Origin of the sequence: Candidatus Regiella endosymbiont of Tuberolachnus salignus, from assembly GCF_964020115.1 — a bacterium.
Taxonomy (GTDB): Bacteria; Pseudomonadota; Gammaproteobacteria; order Enterobacterales; family Enterobacteriaceae; genus Regiella; species Regiella insecticola.
This window is the reverse complement of record NZ_OZ026542.1, coordinates 384,436-406,409: the sequence shown is the minus strand read 5'-3', so window position 1 is coordinate 406,409 and position 21,974 is coordinate 384,436. Positions and strand designations below refer to the sequence as shown.

General features: G+C 47.8%; 19 protein-coding genes and 1 pseudogene. 7 read left to right on the top strand and 13 right to left on the bottom strand.

The genetic code is table 11. The features are described from left to right. Position 1: 1 nt before the first annotated feature. The 3 genes from AACL30_RS02170 to AACL30_RS02160 are packed head-to-tail and all read left to right on the top strand — an operon-like array spanning position 2 to position 2,862. Entirely contained in the window at positions 2 to 1,705 is a 1,704-nt protein-coding gene (locus AACL30_RS02170; protein ID WP_339057660.1) for a PilN family type IVB pilus formation outer membrane protein, read from the top strand. Between the two features lie 41 nt (positions 1,706 to 1,746). Beyond that, positions 1,747 to 1,965, top strand: coding sequence for a hypothetical protein (locus AACL30_RS02165; protein WP_339057659.1), 219 nt, complete (start codon positions 1,747 to 1,749; stop codon positions 1,963 to 1,965). A gap of 12 nt (positions 1,966 to 1,977) precedes the next feature. Further along, a complete protein-coding gene (locus AACL30_RS02160) occupies positions 1,978 to 2,862 on the top strand; it encodes a hypothetical protein (RefSeq protein ID WP_339057658.1) in 885 nt (294 codons plus the stop codon). Between the two features lie 16 nt (positions 2,863 to 2,878). On the opposite strand, the pseudogene AACL30_RS02155 reads toward AACL30_RS02160, so the two are convergent. From AACL30_RS02155 to AACL30_RS02145, 3 genes and pseudogenes are all read right to left on the bottom strand, one after another. After that, positions 2,879 to 2,977 (bottom strand): annotated as a pseudogene (locus AACL30_RS02155) (PIN domain nuclease); the annotation flags it as partial. Between the two features lie 70 nt (positions 2,978 to 3,047). Beyond that, positions 3,048 to 3,350, bottom strand: a complete 303-nt coding sequence (locus AACL30_RS02150) for a type II toxin-antitoxin system RelE/ParE family toxin (protein WP_339057657.1) — start codon at positions 3,348 to 3,350, stop codon at positions 3,048 to 3,050. After that, complete coding sequence (locus tag AACL30_RS02145) at positions 3,347 to 3,799, bottom strand: hypothetical protein (RefSeq protein WP_339057656.1); 453 nt, start codon at positions 3,797 to 3,799, stop codon at positions 3,347 to 3,349. Before AACL30_RS02145 ends, AACL30_RS02150 begins: the two co-directional genes overlap by 4 nt. 117 nt (positions 3,800 to 3,916) lie before the next feature. Between AACL30_RS02145 and pilO2 the strand changes: the two genes are divergently transcribed. Then, positions 3,917 to 4,690 (top strand): type 4b pilus protein PilO2, encoded by a 774-nt coding sequence (gene pilO2, locus AACL30_RS02140; RefSeq protein WP_339057655.1) that lies wholly within the window; start codon positions 3,917 to 3,919, stop codon positions 4,688 to 4,690. 34 nt (positions 4,691 to 4,724) lie between these two features. Here the strand turns inward: pilO2 and istB (AACL30_RS02135) are convergent, their stop codons facing one another. Both istB (AACL30_RS02135) and istA (AACL30_RS02130) read right to left on the bottom strand, forming a co-directional pair. Further along, positions 4,725 to 5,522 carry an IS21-like element helper ATPase IstB gene (gene istB, locus AACL30_RS02135; protein ID WP_339058365.1) on the bottom strand — a complete coding sequence of 266 codons (798 nt, stop codon included), beginning with the start codon at positions 5,520 to 5,522 and terminating at the stop codon, positions 4,725 to 4,727. Next, positions 5,519 to 6,697, bottom strand: a complete 1,179-nt coding sequence (gene istA, locus AACL30_RS02130) for an IS21 family transposase (protein ID WP_339056344.1) — start codon at positions 6,695 to 6,697, stop codon at positions 5,519 to 5,521. The genes istB (AACL30_RS02135) and istA (AACL30_RS02130) overlap by 4 nt, the downstream gene beginning before the upstream one ends. On the opposite strand from istA (AACL30_RS02130), the gene AACL30_RS02125 reads away from it, so the two are divergent. Further along, positions 6,696 to 6,875 (top strand): hypothetical protein, encoded by a 180-nt coding sequence (locus tag AACL30_RS02125; RefSeq protein WP_339057654.1) that lies wholly within the window; start codon positions 6,696 to 6,698, stop codon positions 6,873 to 6,875. The genes istA (AACL30_RS02130) and AACL30_RS02125 overlap by 2 nt on opposite strands. Here the strand turns inward: AACL30_RS02125 and istB (AACL30_RS02120) are convergent. From istB (AACL30_RS02120) to AACL30_RS02090, 7 genes are all read right to left on the bottom strand, one after another. Further along, entirely contained in the window at positions 6,835 to 7,632 is a 798-nt protein-coding gene (gene istB / locus AACL30_RS02120) for an IS21-like element helper ATPase IstB (protein WP_339058365.1), read from the bottom strand. The two genes, AACL30_RS02125 and istB (AACL30_RS02120), sit on opposite strands and share 41 nt — an antisense overlap. Next, entirely contained in the window at positions 7,629 to 8,807 is a 1,179-nt protein-coding gene (gene istA, locus AACL30_RS02115; protein WP_339056344.1) for an IS21 family transposase, read from the bottom strand. Before istA (AACL30_RS02115) ends, istB (AACL30_RS02120) begins: the two co-directional genes overlap by 4 nt. 333 nt (positions 8,808 to 9,140) lie before the next feature. After that, complete coding sequence (locus tag AACL30_RS02110) at positions 9,141 to 9,371, bottom strand: ogr/Delta-like zinc finger family protein (RefSeq protein ID WP_339057653.1); 231 nt, start codon at positions 9,369 to 9,371, stop codon at positions 9,141 to 9,143. An 83-nt stretch (positions 9,372 to 9,454) separates the two neighbouring features. Then, positions 9,455 to 10,531: a phage late control D family protein gene (locus AACL30_RS02105; RefSeq protein ID WP_339057652.1), complete on the bottom strand. Its 1,077-nt coding sequence runs from the start codon at positions 10,529 to 10,531 to the stop codon at positions 9,455 to 9,457. Continuing rightward, positions 10,528 to 10,992 carry a phage tail protein gene (locus tag AACL30_RS02100; RefSeq protein WP_339057651.1) on the bottom strand — a complete coding sequence of 155 codons (465 nt, stop codon included), beginning with the start codon at positions 10,990 to 10,992 and terminating at the stop codon, positions 10,528 to 10,530. Before AACL30_RS02100 ends, AACL30_RS02105 begins: the two co-directional genes overlap by 4 nt. Positions 10,993 to 11,004: 12 nt before the next feature. After that, on the bottom strand, positions 11,005 to 13,098 hold the full coding sequence (locus AACL30_RS02095; RefSeq protein WP_339057650.1) for a phage tail tape measure protein: 2,094 nt from the start codon (positions 13,096 to 13,098) through the stop codon (positions 11,005 to 11,007). After that, positions 13,055 to 13,396: a hypothetical protein gene (locus tag AACL30_RS02090; RefSeq protein WP_339057649.1), complete on the bottom strand. Its 342-nt coding sequence runs from the start codon at positions 13,394 to 13,396 to the stop codon at positions 13,055 to 13,057. Before AACL30_RS02090 ends, AACL30_RS02095 begins: the two co-directional genes overlap by 44 nt. Here AACL30_RS02090 and istA (AACL30_RS02085) point away from each other — a divergent pair. Further along, positions 13,395 to 14,573 (top strand): IS21 family transposase, encoded by a 1,179-nt coding sequence (istA, locus tag AACL30_RS02085; protein WP_339057648.1) that lies wholly within the window; start codon positions 13,395 to 13,397, stop codon positions 14,571 to 14,573. The two genes, AACL30_RS02090 and istA (AACL30_RS02085), sit on opposite strands and share 2 nt — an antisense overlap. Next, positions 14,570 to 15,367, top strand: a complete 798-nt coding sequence (gene istB, locus AACL30_RS02080) for an IS21-like element helper ATPase IstB (protein WP_339058365.1) — start codon at positions 14,570 to 14,572, stop codon at positions 15,365 to 15,367. Before istA (AACL30_RS02085) ends, istB (AACL30_RS02080) begins: the two co-directional genes overlap by 4 nt. Positions 15,368 to 15,406: 39 nt before the next feature. On the opposite strand, the gene AACL30_RS02075 is transcribed toward istB (AACL30_RS02080), so the two are convergent. Continuing rightward, positions 15,407 to 21,940, bottom strand: a complete 6,534-nt coding sequence (locus AACL30_RS02075; protein ID WP_339057647.1) for a C80 family cysteine peptidase — start codon at positions 21,938 to 21,940, stop codon at positions 15,407 to 15,409. Between the last annotated feature and the right edge of the window lie 34 nt (positions 21,941 to 21,974).

Here is a 21,974-nt window from a genome sequence, read left to right as displayed (position 1 = left end):
CATGAAGATTCAATTTTTAGTCATTTGCATCAGCATTGCTCTTTCTCTTTCGGGTTGTTCGGTGAATCGCCGCGTGAATAATCTGATGGAGGGAGCTAAAACGGATTCCGATAAAGTCAGCTTGATGCTTCAAGAGACCTCAACGGCGCGTCCCGTGGTTCAATTTCATGAAGAGCAGCAATGGGTTAATCCTGTCCCCATTAAGCCCGTCACTGCGGCGCTGCCGCCTGAAGTGATGCACTGCCATATCATCTACAAGTCGGCTAAACCGCAAACGATTTACCAGTTTAGTCAGGATGTGACCCAGCAATGCGGTATTCGTGTAAAAATTTCGCCTGATGCTGCCGCGATGCTCAGCAGAGGCGCTTCTGGCAGTGGCGGGAGCGGTCACACTCAGCAGATGGATAAGGTGCCTGCGCCCCTGCCTTCGGTTGATAGCAACGGCATGATGCCGCTGCAAGCGATGGGATCCTCGATGGGTCGCCCACCTTCACCCTCAACGCCGGCAAGTAATACCATTACCGATGTGGCTTATTCGGGGCATGTCTCACATTTGCTGGATTTAGTGACCGCCCGTTTAGGGATTTCCTGGCGTTATGAAAGGGGCGCTATCACGCTTTTCTATCTGGAAACCCAGCGCTTTACTATTGATCCCACCAATGCCAAATATTGGATTAAGAATAATCAAAAGAGTGGGCTATCAACCCAAAGTGGTAGCAGTAGTGGTAGTTCGGGGGCGGGGATGTCCGGTAATAGTGGTTCCAGCACCTCGCAACAAACTGAAATGGCGAATGATCTGTATGGTGATATCCAAAAAACGGCAGAAAGTATGTTAACGCCCGGCGTGGGACGAGTGACGATGAATCAAACCTCGGGCGTGGTGGTAGTAACGGATGTGCCCGAAGTGGTAAGAAGTATTGGTGACTACCTGCGGGATGAAAACACCAAATTGTCAAAACAGGTGTTGCTGAAAGTGGTGGTTTACACGGTGCATACCGATATCTCGGACAAGTTAGGCATTGACTGGGATATCGTCTTCCAATCCTTGTCAGGAAAATACGGCATTCATTTGGCTAATGCTTTTAATGCCGGGTCTGGTTTATCCCAGGGTGGCTTTGAAATTTTGCAAACCGCCACGGGCAGAGCATCACAATTTGCTGGTTCGAAATTTTTATTGCAGGCGCTGTCTGAGCAAGTCAATGTCTCGGATGTGAAAACGCTGTCCATCATGACCACCAATTTAGCCACGGCGGGGATGCAAATCGGTAAGCAGACGACTTATCTGCGTAAAACGTCGGTGACCACGGGCAATGCAGCCACCGGATCGGAGCCGGTTCAATCACTCGAGCCGGGAGAAATTACCACCGGTACCAGTATCCACATCATGCCGAAAATATTAGCGGACAATGAAAAAATGATGCTAACGATGATGATGGACATTTCCTCGCTCAATAAACTGAGGAAAATAGAAAACAAAAATAAAACCGAAAGTATCGAAGCGCCTGATACCGATTCACGCTCGATCCCACAACGTGTGTGGCTTAAGCCTGGCGATACGGTGATCATGAGTGGTTTTGAACAGAATGTTCAGGATGGCAGCAAGCAAGGTGTCGGTTCCCTGGGCAATTTTTTATTCGGCGGCGGCATGTCGGGTAAGAGCAAGAAAGAGTCCTTTGTGATCACCATCACGCCTTTGTTGCGTTAACGCAAAATGCGCTTCCCTTAACCACGAATGAGTGAAAAGCCATGAAAAATCATTGCATTAATTCAATAAATAAAAATGTGGACTATAGCAGTTGTGACAGCCCGGCGGTGTTTATTCTCGATAATGGGGAGGATACCTTCGCGGTTCACCTAGAAACCCTGCTGGATTGCCTGAGGATGGCGGAAGATCACGGTCATGTGCCTGCCATCGATGCGGCATGGTGGCAACAGGTGATAAATTATGCCGATAGCCACCTGTAATGGAGGAGATGTGTGGATATATTTAAATTGACGACGGGGAAACAACAGGTATGGAAAATTAACCGCGACAATTTTGAGCTGGCAACCAAGAAACAACAACCTTGGTACCAGAGCATCAATGGCCATGACGGTTTTTTTGCTGTCTGTCCTGCCTGTGACAATCCAGTGCAGCTGGTCGGTATGTTGGCGCGGGGCAAGACAAAGCCGTACGGAAAACACTTTTTTCCTCAACCTGGTACCCTTCAATACCCCTTACATGGACGGGTTGATCGTGATGAATATCTGTGGTGCCCCTATGCACAACAGATCAGGAAAATAACAAAAGAGAATCGCCGACCGGTCACTAATCCGTTAGCCATAACGATACGAGAAACCCTGATCAACCAGTTCGATCGTGTGATTTATCTGCTTGAAAAAACAACTGGCCTGGGTATTTCAACTGCACTGGCAATGGCTATGCTGGAAGATTATCGTGCTGCCCAGGGTTGGCTCTATCAGGGAGCAACGCTCCAAAATATACCCTGGACTTTTGCCTATATGATAGCGGCAAAACGCCTTTTCGGGCGGCGTCTGTTGGATACTGAATTTGCGGCAGAATTATGCCGGCAATGTCCTTATCTGAATTATACGGAGAGGCAACAAATCCTCAGTCGTGATCAGAGTAATCCTACTTTTTGCGATCTGACTTTTTGCTTTATTCTTCACCGTCGGCGGGTGATAGAGAATGTGCTGGAGGAATCCATCGTATTTGATGTGGCTGATACAAGCCGTAAAACGATCTGCAAAAAGGTAGTTCAGTTTGACCATCAATGGTTTGCAAAACTCACTGCCCCTTCACGAAATACGTGTCATCGTAATCAGGAGTTGATTGAACTGGCTAGAAAGATTCTCGCCTGACTTGCTTTCCCTTTAGTCAAAATGCTTCAGAACAAAAATTTGCGGGCGTGACAATGCGGGTGCGATTGATATGGCCACGTTGCAGTAATCCAGCACGGCGATCTCCTGTCACTAATTCGAATGCCAATTTTGCGCAAAAGAAAAATTGGCAATACTTTTTTGGTAGGCTGCATGACAATGATCAATCACGGCACCTGTTGCGCAGCATGTTTTACTCTCAAAATTTGCACAGTACGTGTCTCAGTGAACACACGGTAAAAAACGATGTAGTTCGAATGCACGACCAGTTCACGCAGCCATTCTGGCAAGCCAGGTCGCCCTGTACGACCCAATTCAGGATGCTGTGCAAGCAGAGCGGTTTTGTCGATCAGTGTTTTGCCGAAACTTTTAGCCCGCGCGGGATTGTCTTTGCCAATGTATCGAACAATTTTGTGCAAATCGTCACGCGCCATCGGTCGCCACTCAATGTGATAAGAATTGTCTGTCACGTGGATTTTCTCTTAGCCTCTGGCATGGCAGCAATATGTTCGTTCATCTCAGCCATAACAGCATCGTGAGAGATAGTCATGTGTGGATCGTCAATGGATGCCTGAATTTCATCAGCAAGCCATTGATTATAGGCTGCGGCTTCATGCGCTCCACGCAGCGCTTCTGCGCGGTTTTTCCGGCTTTTGCTCATATCTTTTTGATCGGGCTCCCAATTAGTGGCATCGATCTGTGCTACAGCAATACCCACGTTACGTAAGACAACCAGCGCTGAAGAGGGATTACCAAAACGGCGTGGATCTGTGCTGCGTGCTTTTACCAAAAAGGCATTTTTACCGCTACGGGTAGCTATTTCAACGAAGAAGCCACCGCCCTGACCTTTCAAGGTGACCCCTGTCACCCCACCTGAACGGGCGGTAGCACTGAGCTGCTCTAAAGTCATGCTGTGCATGTCGATCTCCTTTATCAATTAAGGCTATTTTTTAGCATTGATTGTGCATTATTGATAGAACTTGTGCAAGCGCCTATGTAAGTAGTGTTGCCTAAAAATGCAAAAATGAGAAAAACAATGACTTCTAATGAAAAAAAACCAATACGTCTCGTCACCTACAACAACAAAGTCTTTGTGGTGGGGCTGGAATGGCGCGCCATTAAAGGCGGCCTGCATTATATGAAAGAGGTGAAAGCCATTGGGAAAAGAGAAAATTTGGATGTGGTTGCCATCCGGCAAAATGACTCCATCCAGGCAGGCTTTGCCCCTAAGTTTTCCGTTCCGTTAAAAGGAAAATATTCGCTGGCGGTGTCGTTGGTGTCGTTGATCCCGGGTAAATGGCTGGCCGTCATTCGGTTAGATAAAGACGACCTGAATACGGATTACATTGTGATGGCGTCTACCGGCGGGCTGGTGATGCCCTGGACGGACAAAATCGTTTCGCCAGCAGTATTAGAGCAAGAGGTTGTCGATATTACCTCGCGTTTAGCCAAAGGTGAGGGAGAGTTTAAGGTTTTTGGTGATAAGCGGTTTTTATGGGTGACGGATGACCTTTCACTGACAGCGTTGTTAACGGTTAAAAACCTTAAAAAAGAATTTAAGCTTAAACCCTTAACCTGGGGACTCACCAAAAAAGAAAGGGTTTCCTGGGCGGTTTTTCTTGTTTTTCTGCTGATAGCGTTCTCTTTTTTTAACCGCTATCAACAGAATAAAGAACATAAAGCCCGTTTATTGGCGATAGAAAAACAAAAGTTAGCCGACGATATCAATAAAGCGGCACGTTATAAAGCGGCGCTCCTTAGCTTAAAACACCCTTGGGTGGATAAACCTGTCAACGCTACTTTAGATTGACCACTTTTTGCTACTTTAAAATGTCCAGTTTTTGCTAATTTTCCTGTTGGGTTTCTATTCCAGGCGCCTGGATAATATCAGTCGTTTTTATAGGCAACATGCCTGCTTTGCGTTTATTTTTGAGTCGATAGCTTTCTCCTTTAATATTCAATGTGGTTGAATGATGTAAAAGCCTGTCTAAAATCGCAGTTGCTAAAATGTGATCACCGAATACGTCCCCCCAATCAGTAAAACTTTTATTTGATGTGAGAATGATGCTCGCCTTTTCATAACGACGGCTCAATAACCTGAAAAATAGGCTAGCTTCTTCGCGATTCATCGGTAAATACCCGATTTCATCCAGTATTAATACCCTGGCATAGCACAGTTGCTGAAGTTGGCGTTCCAGACGGTTTTCTTGCTTTGCCTTCATTAAGGTACAGCAGAGTCTATCCAGAGGCATAAACAATACCCGATGCCCAGCTGTAGCTGCCTTGACAGCCAGCGCTATCGCCAAATGCGTTTTCCCTACCCCAGGTGGGCCTAACAAAATGACGTTTTCATGATGTTCGACAAACCTCAGCCCCGCCAGCTCGCGGATAATTTTCCTGTCTATACTTGGTTGGAAAGTAAAGTCAAATTGCTCCAAGGTTTTTATCCACGGCAAACGTGCTTGTTTTAACCGCGATTCCAAGCCTTTTTGGTGACGCCCGTTCCATTCCTGGGCTAATGCCTGCTGGAGAAATTCACGGTAGTTCAGTGCTTTCTTGGTGGCTTCTTCACATAAACTCTCCAACGCATCGCCCAGGTAATCCATTTTTAACCGTATCAACAAGTTTTCCATTTCCATCAGAGTAGCTCCTCATACACACTGAGCGAACGAGACGCTACTCGATTGACCTGTTGCCAAAGGGCTTGATGATGTTCTGGCACCTTTTGCCAGCCCTGCGTTACCTCCTGCAAGAGATGCGTCGCGAGCAGTTGCTCATCGCCGTAAATACGTAGCGTATTATCTAAACCGATACGAATATTAACCGCACGACCACACCAGAATGAAGGCACGCTATAGCGATTACCTCTGACATCGATATAGCTGTCCCATGCCACTTGTCGTAGGTCGAAGTAGCTGGTATCGAAATCAGTCGCAGGGAGTGGCATCAAGGCTATTTTTTCCTCAGCAAAACGATTTTCCGGTGTCTGCTTGAATTGACGAAGATGACGCTGGTCTGCCACTTTCGCCAGCCACATCGCTAGCAGTTGATTAACATGAGCGAAACTCTCAAACTGACGGTAGCGAGTGAAAAAATTGTGTTTAACATAGCCCACCATCCGTTCGGTTTTGCCTTTCGTTTGCGGTCGATAAGGCTTACAGGCGCGAGGGCTAAACCCATAGTGATTAGCCAGTTGCAGGAAGCCCGCATTGAACTCGATGTGGCCATTTTGTCCATGTTTGATAACAGCGGCTTTTTGGTTATCTACCAAGACATTTTTTACGCTGCCACCGAAGTAATTGAAGCTGCGAACCAGCGATTCATACGTGTGCTCAGCATCTTGCTTAGGGGCAGCAAAGACATGAAAGCGACGCGAAAAACCGAGCGTATTAACGGCAAAATTAACCGTACAGGCAGAGCCTGCCACCTCAACGATGATTTCTCCCCAATCGTGTTGAAGTTGATAACCGGGGAGGGTTTCAAAGCGTACCGTGTTTTTCGAGGCCCTGAGCGGACGTTTGGGATGTATATAACGTCGGAGCATCGCACTCCCACCCCGGTAGCCTTTTTCACGGATTTCCTCAAAAATAACCGCCGCATTCCAAACCTGTTCACTCAACCTTGAATCGATGTAGTCTTTAAAGGGCTCGAGTTTAGCAACCTGTTTTTTACCGCGTTTTGCTGTTGGCGGCGCAGGATAGCTAATGTGCCGTCTCACCGTTTTTTCTGAACACCCTATCTGATGGGCAATATCAACAATAAATGCCCCCTGTTGATGGCGTTGTTTTATCATGTAGTGGTCCTCTCTTCTTAGCATGCTTATTTCCCTCATGGCTTTGTCACCACAAAGGAAACTGCATTCTGGCTTGAGTGGACAAATTAAATTAGCAATTTACGGTCTTTTATCATTAGCGCTGACACCACTTTTTGCTACTTTAAAATGTCCAGTTTTTGCTAATTTTCCTGTTGGGTTTCTATTCCAGGCGCCTGGATAATATCAGTCGTTTTTATAGGCAACATGCCTGCTTTGCGTTTATTTTTGAGTCGATAGCTTTCTCCTTTAATATTCAATGTGGTTGAATGATGTAAAAGCCTGTCTAAAATCGCAGTTGCTAAAATGTGATCACCGAATACGTCCCCCCAATCAGTAAAACTTTTATTTGATGTGAGAATGATGCTCGCCTTTTCATAACGACGGCTCAATAACCTGAAAAATAGGCTAGCTTCTTCGCGATTCATCGGTAAATACCCGATTTCATCCAGTATTAATACCCTGGCATAGCACAGTTGCTGAAGTTGGCGTTCCAGACGGTTTTCTTGCTTTGCCTTCATTAAGGTACAGCAGAGTCTATCCAGAGGCATAAACAATACCCGATGCCCAGCTGTAGCTGCCTTGACAGCCAGCGCTATCGCCAAATGCGTTTTCCCTACCCCAGGTGGGCCTAACAAAATGACGTTTTCATGATGTTCGACAAACCTCAGCCCCGCCAGCTCGCGGATAATTTTCCTGTCTATACTTGGTTGGAAAGTAAAGTCAAATTGCTCCAAGGTTTTTATCCACGGCAAACGTGCTTGTTTTAACCGCGATTCCAAGCCTTTTTGGTGACGCCCGTTCCATTCCTGGGCTAATGCCTGCTGGAGAAATTCACGGTAGTTCAGTGCTTTCTTGGTGGCTTCTTCACATAAACTCTCCAACGCATCGCCCAGGTAATCCATTTTTAACCGTATCAACAAGTTTTCCATTTCCATCAGAGTAGCTCCTCATACACACTGAGCGAACGAGACGCTACTCGATTGACCTGTTGCCAAAGGGCTTGATGATGTTCTGGCACCTTTTGCCAGCCCTGCGTTACCTCCTGCAAGAGATGCGTCGCGAGCAGTTGCTCATCGCCGTAAATACGTAGCGTATTATCTAAACCGATACGAATATTAACCGCACGACCACACCAGAATGAAGGCACGCTATAGCGATTACCTCTGACATCGATATAGCTGTCCCATGCCACTTGTCGTAGGTCGAAGTAGCTGGTATCGAAATCAGTCGCAGGGAGTGGCATCAAGGCTATTTTTTCCTCAGCAAAACGATTTTCCGGTGTCTGCTTGAATTGACGAAGATGACGCTGGTCTGCCACTTTCGCCAGCCACATCGCTAGCAGTTGATTAACATGAGCGAAACTCTCAAACTGACGGTAGCGAGTGAAAAAATTGTGTTTAACATAGCCCACCATCCGTTCGGTTTTGCCTTTCGTTTGCGGTCGATAAGGCTTACAGGCGCGAGGGCTAAACCCATAGTGATTAGCCAGTTGCAGGAAGCCCGCATTGAACTCGATGTGGCCATTTTGTCCATGTTTGATAACAGCGGCTTTTTGGTTATCTACCAAGACATTTTTTACGCTGCCACCGAAGTAATTGAAGCTGCGAACCAGCGATTCATACGTGTGCTCAGCATCTTGCTTAGGGGCAGCAAAGACATGAAAGCGACGCGAAAAACCGAGCGTATTAACGGCAAAATTAACCGTACAGGCAGAGCCTGCCACCTCAACGATGATTTCTCCCCAATCGTGTTGAAGTTGATAACCGGGGAGGGTTTCAAAGCGTACCGTGTTTTTCGAGGCCCTGAGCGGACGTTTGGGATGTATATAACGTCGGAGCATCGCACTCCCACCCCGGTAGCCTTTTTCACGGATTTCCTCAAAAATAACCGCCGCATTCCAAACCTGTTCACTCAACCTTGAATCGATGTAGTCTTTAAAGGGCTCGAGTTTAGCAACCTGTTTTTTACCGCGTTTTGCTGTTGGCGGCGCAGGATAGCTAATGTGCCGTCTCACCGTTTTTTCTGAACACCCTATCTGATGGGCAATATCAACAATAAATGCCCCCTGTTGATGGCGTTGTTTTATCATGTAGTGGTCCTCTCTTCTTAGCATGCTTATTTCCCTCATGGCTTTGTCACCACAAAGGAAACTGCATTCTGGCTTGAGTGGACAAATTAAATTAGCAATTTACGGTCTTTTATCATTAGCGCTGACAAACATGCCTTCACCGTCCGTGAGCTTATACGCTTTCTCTGCGGGTTTGGCTGAACGTACTTTCACATCAGTAAGCGCCATGATAGGGGTTCCTTTATATTCTTCTCCTTCAGTGTATTTGAGGGTACATGATTTTATCGAACTGCAATATAGTCCCAGCTGTAGTCCCATAGAACCGAGTCACTTTACTTTGGCTCATGAATCAATTCCATCTGTATTCATCACCATTAATCACCCCCCTCCCTCAAAACAAAACCCCACCTGCGCGTTTTTTGCCGGGTGGGGCGGCGCTGATTGCACATTCTGTGGTTTTACAATGGAGCGCACAAAAGTTTCCATGGTGATAAAGGTATGACCGCAATTGATGTTGGTGCATTGCTGATAGCGTTCTTTGGTGGTGCTGGAGACGTAGAAGCTGGTGCGGGTGTGGGCGGCTTGTTGGCAAAGAGGACAATTCATCATGATCGGGGTCTTCGGTCACTCATCCTGACTCGGGTCAGTGTTACCCTAATACTATGTTATTGTTGATAAAAAGTCATCCGCTGTCAGGCGCTATCGAGGGCATCTATTTTGACTTCCAGGGTGAGCGCGGTGGTAAAACCCTGGTCATTTAAGGTGTGCGTGGCAGTCGTGAGTATCCAGTTGGCCTGATCGATTTCCGCTTTAAATCCGCTGACGTTGATCGGGGTTTCGGGGATGAGGTCAGCCCGACCTTGGGCAAGCTGAAGAGAGAATTTCGCCACGCCCCGTTGCAGTTGTTGCCATTTTGCCTGTGCCGCCCGCTCTGCATTGGTTTTTGTCGCATAGGTATGACGCAGCAGGTAAACATTGTCATCGGTGCCGATCAGCGTGCGGCCTTTTTTTTCTCTCTGGTTATCTTTTTTCCGTCTGACGTTCACGCTTTCTTTTTTTGTGCCGCGAGTGTTGAGCCAATGCGCCACCACCCCACTGTACGCCTCGCGGTCAGCGACACTGAAGTGATGGCTGTCCCCCTGATTGCGCGTGAGGGTGATGGCAGGGATCGGTTTGCCACGCGCTGTTTTTCCTTGGCCTGGCCGCATAAAGAGCAATTTACCGTTTTTTATCGCCGCTATCACGCCCTGCTGCTCAGCTAAGCGGGTGATAAAATGGCCATCGGATTCATTCGTTTGGTCGATGTGTTCAATCGTTATCGCGGCCAACGTGCTATTTAGCGCTGTGGTGAGTTTATTACGCTGGGCAATCAGGGTGAGGATGTCGCCGAGGGTGACTTGATGGTAGGACTGTTCACGACGAAGGGTTAAGCTGTCCCTAAAATCGGCACTGCGCCCCCGCAGGGTTAATTTATCCGGGGCGCCGCTGTGTTCAATGTCATCGACGGTAAAGCTGCCTTTGTGGATCAGAGCTTCGCCTTGCCAACCTAATGACACCGAGAGTCTCACCCCTCTGCGGGGTAAGGTGAGTTGGCCATCACTGTCATCGAGTTCCAGATCGAGTTGATCGGCTTCAAAGCCGCGGTTATCCGTCAGGGTGAGTGACATGAGACGGGGTTGCAGGGTCGAGGTGATATCCTTTCCCTCCACATCAATGCGATAAGCGGGGTGTAGGCGACCTGAGCACGGTAGAGTGTCGAAAGGGATCATGATAATAACGACCTGGCGCTGCTGGCTATCTTCTCAGGCAACGCCTCAATCTGCTCTGCCAGATCGCCCAATAAGTCTTGCCGCGTTTCATCGGACCGTTTTAATGTCAGGGTAAACTCTATTTTTCGCGCGCTGCCATCACTGAAAAAAATACTTTTGTTGCAACTGAGGCTTTCAATAACAAACAGGCCATAAAGGGTGCCATTGCCTTCGACAAGCGACCAGGCTTTGCCGGTGTTGGCCATCTGTTGCAGTCCCAGCAAGGAAAGGCGTCCCCCGGTCAGTTCAGGGTAGAGCACCCCACTTAAGGTGATAATTTCATCGTCAGCCCCTAGAAATTGGCTTTGTGGCCGTTGGCCTACGCGACTGTTGCTCGGGTGTCGCCAGGCCATCTGATGTTTAAATTCTTGATAGGGGAGCGTGGTTAACATAAAAACAAATAATCCTAGTGCCATCATCATGTGCGGGCTCCTTTAATCACTGTCTTGATAACGGCTGTTTATTTTGGCGAGCGCCTGCCGTTCTCGTTGGTCTAACTGGCGTGCCACTTCCCGCGCGATATCCTGAGGGCGGTGGTGGGCGTGCGCAATAATCTGTATCGGCGCATGAATCGACACCGGAGTGACGTGACGGTAAGGTGACGGTGTGACTGCACGAGGGCGATACGCTGCTGCCGGTAAGCTCTGGGGGTGTAAGGGTGCCGCGCTGGCCTGATAGCCGGTTAACATCATGCCTGCGGTGGCTGCCAGTGCCGCGGTTTTTTTGCGGCTGAGGATATGCGCCGAGCCGGTGACGATTTCGGGACCCTTTTCCCCAACGACCCCCCATTTTCCCCGCGGGATCGCCCCGCCCTGATCGTATTGCCCGAAGTAAGTTTGTTTATAAGCATGATAGAGGGGATCGGTGTAATGCTTTGGGCGGGAGAGCGCGGGTTGTGCTGCGCTAACCGCGGGCAATCGCGCCGATTTGGCTTCAAGCACGCCTAATTTTGCTAATAACCACGATACCCCGTCCATTAACCGTTTAAGTGGCGTCAGTGCCGAGGTGATCCCGGCGGATAACCCCTCCCCAAGCTGCTTTCCCTTTTCGGCTAGCCAGCCTGAGAGGGAGGATAACGCTGCCTTGATCGACGCGGCGGCTTGCTTACATTCTTCGACCCCGCGCCGCAAAAATGCGGTTATCGGCTGCCAGTAAAGCGTTAAGGCGATTGCGGTACCCGCCAGTGCTGCTATGGCCAGTCCTATCGGCGTCAGTAACCCCATCAGCGCTGCTCCCATCACGCGCAGACCGGTTGTCAGTAAGGGGAGCGAGGCACGTGCTAACCCCGCAATCACTTGACCGATTTTGCTAACACCCTGAGATAACGCCGGTAACAGACTGATTCCCAGCAGGGAAAAAGTGAATTTTAATACCGCCAGCGGGGCTAACACCGCCGCCAGCGATAAGGCGAGCGCCGCTACACCTGCGGTGACAACCGTCAGCCCCACCGCCACTTTCATCAAGGTGGCCGCCAGTTTGGGGTTTTCTTCTACCCAATGGCGTATTTTGTCAGTGACGGCTTTCATTTTTTCAATACTATCCAGCAGCGGCCTGCGCAAGGTTTCACCGAGACTGGATAAGGTGTTGTTGACCCCGGCTTTGAATAATAACCATTGGGCAGAAAGGGAGTCTTTGTCGATATCGGATTCGCGTTGCATGGAGCCGGTGGCTTTTTGACTGCGTGTCAAGGCGAGTTGGCGGCTCAATTCTTCACTATTGAGTCCCAATTTGGTGGCATCATCGCCAAACTGTTTGCCAAAAATCAGTGTCATGTTAACCAGTTGCTGGTCTTTGGGCAGTTTTTTGATTTTAGCCAGGACGGTTTGCAGGGTACCGATGGCGTCATGCGCAATGCCCCGTTGCAGGGCTTTTGCATTGAGACCCAGACGCTGTATCGCCGCTTGAAAGTCCTTGGTTTTTAGGGTGGCGATCCCCAGTTCCCGCACCATCGCTTTGCTGGCACTGGCGGCAATTTCGGGCGCAGCCCCCAGCGACAGGAAGGCGGAGCCCAAGGCCGCGGCTTGCCTGAAGTCCATTTTATCGGCCACATCACCCATGCGTTTGAGCACCTCAATGATATCAGCGCCTTTGGATTGGGTGTTATCATCCAAAAAATTGAGGGTATCGCCCAAAGCTTCGATATTTTTAATCGGGATTTTATACAAGCCGGCGATGGTGCCTAAGTCTTCTGCCAGTTCCCCCGCCGGTAATTCAAACGCTTTAGCCGCTTTGGCCGCGGTGTGAGCAAAATTAAGCAGGTTCTCTTTTTGTTCTTGCCAGGTGCTGCTGCCTTGGGTAACGCCCATGCGGGCACCCCCTTCCACTAAGGCAGCAAAATCCACCGCCCCGTTTTCGAGCGGTTGCTGCTCGGCGGCGTCTTTGATGGCTTTTTGCAGTTCATAAAATGGCGCGGTACGCTGGCCGTTGTCGTCACGTAAGCCACTCACCTGTTTGGCCACCCCTTTCATGGCCTCTTCAATATCACTATAGCGTTTTACTGCGGTGAGCACCGGCAGCCCCATCGCCATGCTTGCCCCCGTGGCCGAAACCCCCGTCCCCGCCACGCGATGGCGGGTCTCTTTGATGTGCTGGTAACGGGTTTTCGCCGCCGTCAGCCGCTGTTGCTGGTCTGTGGCGTGTTTTAAGCGACGGGTTTGTTGCGCTAAGCGCTGCGTGTAACGATCCGTTTCTCGGCGCAGGCGCGCAGTGGCGCCCGCACTGTGTCAGCGCTAATGATAAAAGACCGTAAATTGCTAATTTAATTTGTCCACTCAAGCCAGAATGCAGTTTCCTTTGTGGTGACAAAGCCATGAGGGAAATAAGCATGCTAAGAAGAGAGGACCACTACATGATAAAACAACGCCATCAACAGGGGGCATTTATTGTTGATATTGCCCATCAGATAGGGTGTTCAGAAAAAACGGTGAGACGGCACATTAGCTATCCTGCGCCGCCAACAGCAAAACGCGGTAAAAAACAGGTTGCTAAACTCGAGCCCTTTAAAGACTACATCGATTCAAGGTTGAGTGAACAGGTTTGGAATGCGGCGGTTATTTTTGAGGAAATCCGTGAAAAAGGCTACCGGGGTGGGAGTGCGATGCTCCGACGTTATATACATCCCAAACGTCCGCTCAGGGCCTCGAAAAACACGGTACGCTTTGAAACCCTCCCCGGTTATCAACTTCAACACGATTGGGGAGAAATCATCGTTGAGGTGGCAGGCTCTGCCTGTACGGTTAATTTTGCCGTTAATACGCTCGGTTTTTCGCGTCGCTTTCATGTCTTTGCTGCCCCTAAGCAAGATGCTGAGCACACGTATGAATCGCTGGTTCGCAGCTTCAATTACTTCGGTGGCAGCGTAAAAAATGTCTTGGTAGATAACCAAAAAGCCGCTGTTATCAAACATGGACAAAATGGCCACATCGAGTTCAATGCGGGCTTCCTGCAACTGGCTAATCACTATGGGTTTAGCCCTCGCGCCTGTAAGCCTTATCGACCGCAAACGAAAGGCAAAACCGAACGGATGGTGGGCTATGTTAAACACAATTTTTTCACTCGCTACCGTCAGTTTGAGAGTTTCGCTCATGTTAATCAACTGCTAGCGATGTGGCTGGCGAAAGTGGCAGACCAGCGTCATCTTCGTCAATTCAAGCAGACACCGGAAAATCGTTTTGCTGAGGAAAAAATAGCCTTGATGCCACTCCCTGCGACTGATTTCGATACCAGCTACTTCGACCTACGACAAGTGGCATGGGACAGCTATATCGATGTCAGAGGTAATCACTATAGCGTGCCTTCATTCTGGTGTGGTCGTGCGGTTAATATTCGTATCGGTTTAGATAATACGCTACGTATTTACGGCGATGAGCAACTGCTCGCGACGCATCTCTTGCAGGAGGTAACGCAGGGCTGGCAAAAGGTGCCAGAACATCATCAAGCCCTTTGGCAACAGGTCAATCGAGTAGCGTCTCGTTCGCTCAGTGTGTATGAGGAGCTACTCTGATGGAAATGGAAAACTTGTTGATACGGTTAAAAATGGATTACCTGGGCGATGCGTTGGAGAGTTTATGTGAAGAAGCCACCAAGAAAGCACTGAACTACCGTGAATTTCTCCAGCAGGCATTAGCCCAGGAATGGAACGGGCGTCACCAAAAAGGCTTGGAATCGCGGTTAAAACAAGCACGTTTGCCGTGGATAAAAACCTTGGAGCAATTTGACTTTACTTTCCAACCAAGTATAGACAGGAAAATTATCCGCGAGCTGGCGGGGCTGAGGTTTGTCGAACATCATGAAAACGTCATTTTGTTAGGCCCACCTGGGGTAGGGAAAACGCATTTGGCGATAGCGCTGGCTGTCAAGGCAGCTACAGCTGGGCATCGGGTATTGTTTATGCCTCTGGATAGACTCTGCTGTACCTTAATGAAGGCAAAGCAAGAAAACCGTCTGGAACGCCAACTTCAGCAACTGTGCTATGCCAGGGTATTAATACTGGATGAAATCGGGTATTTACCGATGAATCGCGAAGAAGCTAGCCTATTTTTCAGGTTATTGAGCCGTCGTTATGAAAAGGCGAGCATCATTCTCACATCAAATAAAAGTTTTACTGATTGGGGGGACGTATTCGGTGATCACATTTTAGCAACTGCGATTTTAGACAGGCTTTTACATCATTCAACCACATTGAATATTAAAGGAGAAAGCTATCGACTCAAAAATAAACGCAAAGCAGGCATGTTGCCTATAAAAACGACTGATATTATCCAGGCGCCTGGAATAGAAACCCAACAGGAAAATTAGCAAAAACTGGACATTTTAAAGTAGCAAAAAGTGGTCAATCTAAAGTAGCGTTGACACCTTGTCCAGCACTAACGGTAACCTGGTGTCGTTTCCATCTTGTAATGCTATATGACGATAACGCACATCCTGCATAAAATTAACAATACGCACAATGGGGTGTAATGCCGGGGCGTCACGATGACTTAGTACAATATCATTCTTCTTTTTACTTAGGCCGATATCCTTAATTAACAGCGGTAATACCAATGTATCTTGAGCTAACTGCTCCAATGAAGTGCTGTCATCATGATTGTTAATAGTGATATGGCGGCCTTTATCGCTGGGCGCTATCACATAGTGATCGGCACCGGCCTTCCCTATCAGAATGTCATTGCCTTGCGTACTTAATAATTGGTTATTTTCATTATCGCCTTCTAATCGATCACTAAACGGGGTTTCTGCCACCATCAGCCGTATGAAGGGCGGTAACAACGTAGTCCTCACCTCACGCCCTTCAATAGTAATATTGACTTTCCCTCGTCTACTCTGATTAGTCAGAGAAATCTGTACCTCTTCTGGCCGTGCTCCTTGGATCAGTTTTTGCCAATCTCGATCCCATTCAGGTTTATACTGCGCTGTTAGCGTGGAGTTTAATTGTTCGCTACCGTCTGGATCTAACGCCAAGTATTTTGGCCAGCCCGTTATCATCAACCCGTCACGGGTATATAAAAGATAATTATGTTGCAGTATGGCTTGTGTGTCGGTTAATGGGTTATCGGTGAATGCCATATCAGTGAGGGAGCGGTACATATCGGATAGTCCTAATATGGTGCGAGTACCATTATCGTTGCGCAGTGTGATCAGGATAAACCCTTCTTTTTGCGAGATGGAGATGATTTGCTCAGCGGTGTGATCCAACAAAATATTACTGACTTCTTGTCTATTGGGTGCCTCATACAGGGTTACCATGACATTATCAGCAAGATCATTTTGCAAAATACGATAGCTATCTGTCCCTTCTCCTCCGTGAGCAATCCCTGCCTGTAATATCAGAATGTCATTACCACCTTCACCGTACAGACTATCTTTGCCACCAACACCGTTTAGCAGATTTTTCTCATCATTACCTTGCAGTATGTCATTGGTTTCACGGTGCCCTTGTGCATGTTCAATATGACGCAATATTGCAATGGTTTTTTTTTCATCAAGTGTATAGCTGACGATACCCGTATCAAGATCAATGATATATCCGCCCCCGACCAGCGGCTTGACGGCAGCAATGATGGTATCATTATCGTCATTGTCTTTTAATAAAGACAGGCTATCTCCTCCATCAAGGATACTCGGCCTACTCGGCGCAGAATGCCCCATCAACAAAAAGCGATCGGCATACCACCCGCCAGTAAATGTCTTACTTCCTTCTCCTATTTCAAAGCTGTTTTTTTGATTCTGATGACCGATGACCACATCATTGCCACCGCCCAGCCTAAAATCTGCGATAGTTTCTGATACTGGGGTGGTGCCAACAGTATGGGCATTCACTTCGCCGTCTTGATTGAGTGATAATAAGGCTGGCTTACCATCCAAACCCGGAATAATACCGAGAATACAGTGTTTGCCACGTACCGCTAACCGATTAGATCGGTAATTCATGACCTTACCCTTTTCTAGCTTCCTAGTATCATCCACGACGGAACCCAGTTTGTTATCCGACCCTCCGTAAGAGAGGGCGTAACTACCATCATCTTGGATCACAACCAGATCGGCACAACCATCATTATCAATGTCATTAAGCTGGAGCTGTGCTGGATTAAAGTCAGTCAATAGTGCAGTCAATGCGGTATAGGATAGCTGAGATCCCTTTTTAAAAGGCTCGCCATCGAACCAATTTTCGTGATTGCCCAGTAAGGTATGTAAACGCCCGGCCTTGGTCATTGAGACGATATCGTCGCAGCTATCTCCATTGATATCCCCGGCCAGGTGATAGAGATATTCAGATGCAGAGTACTGATGTAATCGCGATAACGATACCGAAATCCCTGAGTTAAATTCCCCCGCAGGACTACCATAATTGACGTTAATATCTCCGTGAATAAATGACACCCAATCAACGTAGCCATCACCATTAATATCCGCCAACAGGGGCGGTGCATGTGATAAAGCGGGCGCTTTCAGCTGGCCTTGATCTTTTACCTTAACAGGCTGCCGAATAAAATCGCCATTGGCTTGCGCGAACAAAATATCAATATGCTGATCACTGATCAGCATAATATCGTCCAGACCATCACTATTAATATCACCCACTTGATGGTGTGAAAGTATCGGATCGCCTTCTGAAGCATAATTAATCTGCTGGCTATCGTAATATCCCCCTTTTTTGTTGGCCAGTAATAGGTAAAGGGATGAGTGTAAAAAATAGCCGATATCCTGCCAGCCATCACCGTTAAAGTCTCCCATCACCCGGTGATGCGCCTTCGGGTGTAATGTCAAATCAACACTGATCGGTTTTTTTTGTTGATCGACAAACTGGCCTACCGGTTGACGTTGGCCAGTAAAATAGGTGGGGATCACCTGCCAAGAAAAATTATCGTGGGCAATAACGCTATCATCAGTATTAGTAAGTAGCTTAGCGGTATAGTAGGCGTACTCACTGGGAACGACTGAGGGCGCTTGGAATTCTATCGGTAACAGCCATCTTTTGCGGAATTCAGCCATCTCTAGGGGTAGCATAGTCTGCACATTTTCATTAGGGGTAATATAATCTCGTACCAGGTGCTCTTTGCCTGCACGATCCTTTACCACTATTTTCCTGTAATAGTGCTCTTGCAGCTCAATCTCACCACGGCTGGTATAAAGGACATCAATCTGACTATTCGACATCAGTATTTTCTGAGTGTGCTCTGCATGTAAGCGATCATATTCTTGGCGAGCCGCTACCACTACCTTATTGGCTGCCGCCTGATTTTCTATTTCAGGACTTATCCCTTGTCCGGTAAAAATGCGCCAACCATTAATCAGTGTCTCCATTGACGTTAAATAAACGTATTGCTGGATATCTTCTATCTCTCGGACAGCAGAATAAATTCCCCCACTTAACAGTAATCCCCCTCCCAGGATCAGCCCCATCGGCCCCGCCACAGTGGCAGCGGTGCCACCCAAGGCAAAGGCGATGGCCGTACCGATACTGATCGCTGCGCCCGCCATTGCCAGTGAGCCACTCACGATGAGATCCTGCCGTGCTTTACGATGAGGGGTCGAGCCTAATGCACTGAATGACCGATAAGCATGGTAAATATCAAAACCACTGGATAACCCTCCTAATAGCGGGCCACCAAATTTGGCCAACTTCAAGCCAGCCAAGACACCTATTTGTCCAATACGCGAGCCGGGAACCGCCACCTTAACCAGATAATTCCCCAATTTATCCAGGCTATATTGGATCGCATCAATCGCGATATTGGAGGAAAAAGAAGCAATAGCCAGCTGTTTTTCAAATTCCAGATCACTTTTTTGTTGTTGGGGAAGGCTATTATTGTTGAGTAGATCACTGTAGTGCTTAAGATCACGCAGCCCACGTAGGTAACCGTACCCCTGCATACCGTTACTCAGGTGCTGACTAAGCCGCGTCACGTGTTGCCAGCGACGTGGCACTTTTTCTAGCGTTGACCACAATTCTGGATTAATTTGATCGCCGTCTACCTGCTGATTAATTTCATTGAGCAGTTGAGCCGCAATGAGCGTTGCCGAGGGATCAGCGCTAGCTACCAACAAGTGTTCAACATTTTCCAGGTCGGTGAATTGGTGTTTCAGAAATTGTACTGCCTGTGTAACGATGATTTTGTTTGCCTGGGTTAAGTAACGACAGAGTTGTTCAGGATTGAACTGCAGTGTGGAAATTAAGGTTGCGTCAGCAAGCTGCTTGGCCGAAACCGGTTTACCTGCCAGCGTCGCCCCCATCCGGCTCAGGGTACGAGCGGGTAGCGTCGCCCCATTTAAGGTAATATTCGATGCTTCTGCTAGCCGCTGCCGCTCACTCTTAAAATCTTTTAATGACGCCTGAAATACCTCCAAAGTAGGGTAGTATTTTCTTGCCTCAGCAATATTCACCTGATAGGTGGCTTCGAAACCGTATTGCCCCTCTTGAAATAGCATTCCGTAGTATTCGCCCCGGGTTTGGCTACTCTGTGGGTGATAAGGCTCTGCCAGATAGGTTTGCAGTGTTGCATTCAAGGTATCTCCGTTTTTCGTAGCATCCGAGCCTGTCACGCTAATTTCACCCACATAAGAGTCGTACAAAGCATAGCGGTGTTGCCTACCTTGATAACGGCTGGACAGCATCAGTACATGATTGCCGGCTTTTAATAGATACTCCCCCTCATTGCTAATTTCTATCTGCTGCACAGGGGTAAAAATGGCCTGATTAAGGATATTAATTGATTTTAATTTACCAAATTGCTGACCGAACTCATGAAGTTGCTTGACGTCCGCATCGGGTAGCGCGCCCTCTGCTTTTTGTTCGTTAATCATAGCGTGCGTCACTATGGCATTAAGAAAATTCTGTGTTTGGCTTTCTCCCGCTGCACGCGCATTCAGCCAAGCCATGCCCATCCCGGTGGCGGTAACAAAAGCGTAAGTGCTGCTATCGCCGATAAACAGCCCTTGTGGCGCAATACGGATATCAATTTCTACCCCCTGGGTTCTATTTTCCATGCCCGCACGCCGCCAGCTCACAATACTATTTGATTGGCAGGCGCTCCAATAATTACTGTATTGCCGTGCTGTTTGCCCCGTCATCCCACGTAATTGAGCGTAGGAATCCTGCAATTGCAACAACTGATGCATGTCATTACGCCACGCCTGATAATACCTGTGCTCAAAAGCGGTCAGAATTAATTTTTCTACGTCCAGAATGCCCTCAGCCCGATGAAAAGAATCTGCCAGGTCACGCCGTTGTTGCACATCCAATGCAGAATATTTCACTTCACCTGATGACAACTGATCAACCAAGGTGATAGCACGTACCAAGCGCATCGTTAGATCGCTGGCCGAGACTAATTGACCTTGTATATTCCAGGTCAACACTAACTTGTTTTCACTGATTTTATGGTACAAGAAACCGTCATCGCTCAAGGTGATTTTATGACCCAGTTCATTGACCGCCATCTGCGTACGGCGGGCGGCAATATCCGCTCTGATCCCTTGTTTATCCAGCGCTATGCCAAACTGGTAGGCATAACCACCGGTTTGCAGGTCATAGTCGGTCAGTGAGCAGCCTACTAGGCTGACGTAATGAGGGGTGCTGTTAACTTGATAGGTTGAGTAAAGGATCGTACTCAATTGTTTAATTTTTTCTGCCAGCTTGGTAGGGCTATATCCACCCAGTGTTTGGTGGTTGATCTCATTTTCACCCCCGCTACCATGGCCGACTACCTGCCAGCGTAGCTTGCCACTCAGTACATTCACATTGCCATAAACTAAATGAAGGCGACCTTCTGAATCGAATTTAAACTGGACGGAACGATCAGGGTGCTTACTGGTTAATTTTTCTGCAGCAATCACGACTGCAAGGTCATCCTCAAGCTGAAGAATAAGTTGACTGTTAAAGCGAGTATTGGCGCTGTAGTTGGCACCACTGACCGCTAATTTATTTGATTGAGGTATAGCTGGGCTGGTAACCCTATCATCTAGCAGATTTGTCGCGTAACGAACAGTCTGTTTGGCGTCTTTCCTGGTCATTTCACTAATATTCAACACCGTTATCTTTTTTTCCCTTGCCAGATCAAATAACCTGTCGTAGCGATCTGACGAAGAGCCAGCCAAGGTGTCGTTTTCTAAAAAACTGAGTTCCCACGGAAAATACTGATATAAATCGTCAATTTTGACCGCTTCTGTACCAGTGGAATTGACTAACCAGATGCGATGAGAGGGGATCCCATTTTTTTCAGGCACTGAAATATGTACCTCAGAACTGATGACAACCCCTCCTGCCATTGAATCGACTGGATTAAGCACCACATTATCTGCCAGTGGCACAACTTCCAGACCCTGTGTATCAATAAGGTAAACAAACCCTTCAGTTTGCCTTGCGCGTCGCCGTATTGGGCGCTCGTCATCACTAACTCTATCCGCATCACCAGATTCTGGACTCGGGATAGGTGAAGTATCATATTGAGAGTTGTATTTAAGTTGATTCTCTCCACTGAGGTTTTTAGCGTATTTGGCCGCATCTTGATAAAGTGTACTGGCACAGAGTGTCAAGCCAGTGGTCGAAGCATGTGTATGCCCGTCCGAAAATGCCAGTATTTCTTTGTTGATGGCTAATTCATGTGGTGTACGGTGGTCGCCACGAAAAGCACCCGCAAGATCAGTTCTGAAAAGAGCACCGGTTGTATTGGTGCGATATCCACGCCATTCGGCATAGGCTTTAAGACGTTCAAAACTAAATTGAGAAATAACTTTTCTATCGCTCTCAGTAAACTGGCCATTTTCCTGGCTCTGCAATTTGGCGATCATGGGATCGGCTATTTGTCGGATACTATCAAATTGATTCGGATTGATTGGCACCATTAATTCACTTCCATGTTGTAGCAGCATGATCACCGCCCATTGCGTTTTTTATCCATGTGAT